The organism is Campylobacter sp. US42a, assembly GCF_004379055.1.
GTDB lineage: Bacteria > Campylobacterota > Campylobacteria > Campylobacterales > Campylobacteraceae > Campylobacter_D > Campylobacter_D jejuni.
In genome coordinates this window covers 1-1,507 of record NZ_RYYK01000019.1, presented here as the reverse complement: position 1 = coordinate 1,507, position 1,507 = coordinate 1, and the positions used below count along the sequence as shown (strand labels likewise).

Genomic DNA, 1,507 nt, shown 5'->3' with positions numbered 1-1,507 from the left:
AAAAAGGAAAAACACAAATGAAACGCATTATCTTACTATCTAGTTTAGCTATCTTAAGCCTTTATGCTAGTGATACTAAAGATAATAAAAAAACCATACAAATGTTAGAACAATCTCCTTATAAAGAAGATGCTAACTTAAAAAACTACAATAACACTTTAAAAGTAAAAGATGGAGTGATTATCATAGATCATTCTAATACTAGTGATGATAATAATAATTCAAAAACCATCAACACAAAGAAAAACACTCAAAAAGATAATAACAACACTCAAAAAAATCAACCTAACTTGTCTAATGATAATACTTTAAAAACTAAAACCCCAAATTCAAACACTCCTTCTTTAAAAAATACTTCTAAAGAAGAATCAATTCATAAAGTTAGCTTTAGCTTTCATATTACCAATAAAAACATAAACTTTAAAGATCTAGGTTTAGATGAGCAAGTTTTACAAGAAGCCTTAAACGATTACAAAAAAGAAAGTATTTCAGTTCAAGACTTACAAGATATAGCCAATATTATTTCTTATTATGTTCAAGTTAGTGGTTATCCTGCTGCTACAGCTTATATCCCACAACAAGAACTAAAAGATCAAATTCAAATCAATATCACCTTAGGTGTTTTAGGTAAATATGTGGTTCAAAACAATTCTAGTGCAAGAGATTATGCTATAGAAAGTAAATTACCTAATCATAAAGGTGAAATCATCACTACTAAATTAGTAGAAGATGCAGTTTATAAAGTCAATGAAATGTATGGCATACAAACCCTTGCTTCTTTAAAAGCAGGAGATAATCCAGGTGAAACAGATGTAGTGATAGAAACTACCCCTAGTGATAGCTTTGTTTCTGTATTGTTTTATGGGGATAATTACGGCATAAAAGAATCAGGTAGATATAGGGGTGGTGCTAGTATGAGTTTTAATAACATAGCTCATCAAGGAGATAGTCTTAATGCTTATTTGCAAAGAAGCGATGAAGCACAAACTAACTATGGTATAAGCTATACTACTTTCTTAGGGAATTTAAAAATCACTCCAAGTTATTCTAAAGGAAACTATGCTTTAGGGGGAGCTTATAAAAATGCAAACTTTATAGGAACTTCTGAAAATCTAGGTATAGATTTAAAATATCCTTTGTGGATTACGACTTATAATTCTTTTTATTTAACTTCAAGCTATTATCATAAAAAGCTTAGTGATTCAAGATTAAATATCATGACCATAGATAAAAGCTCTGATACGATAAGCTTTGGTATAGAAGGAGTTTATAATGGCATTAGCAATGATAGTTTTTCTTATAGTGCTAATGTAAGCTATGGTAATGTTAAAGATGAAGGTATGACTATAGTAGGTATAGGAACAAGCAAAGTAGGTGGAGTAGAATTTGGAAAATTTGCTAAACTTAATGTCAATCTTAACAATGCTTATTTCTTTAATGATACCTTTACTCATCTTTTTAGTTTAAATTATCAACAAGTTATCAATGGAGCTACATTAGATAGTAG

The 1,507-nt window shown here is 29.2% G+C and carries 1 protein-coding gene; it reads left to right on the top strand.

All coding sequences use genetic code 11. The features are described from left to right. Nucleotides 1-101: 101 nt before the first annotated feature. A partial coding sequence (locus ELQ10_RS08495) for a ShlB/FhaC/HecB family hemolysin secretion/activation protein (RefSeq protein WP_134250463.1) occupies nt 102-1,507 on the top strand: 1,406 nt, incomplete at its 3' end.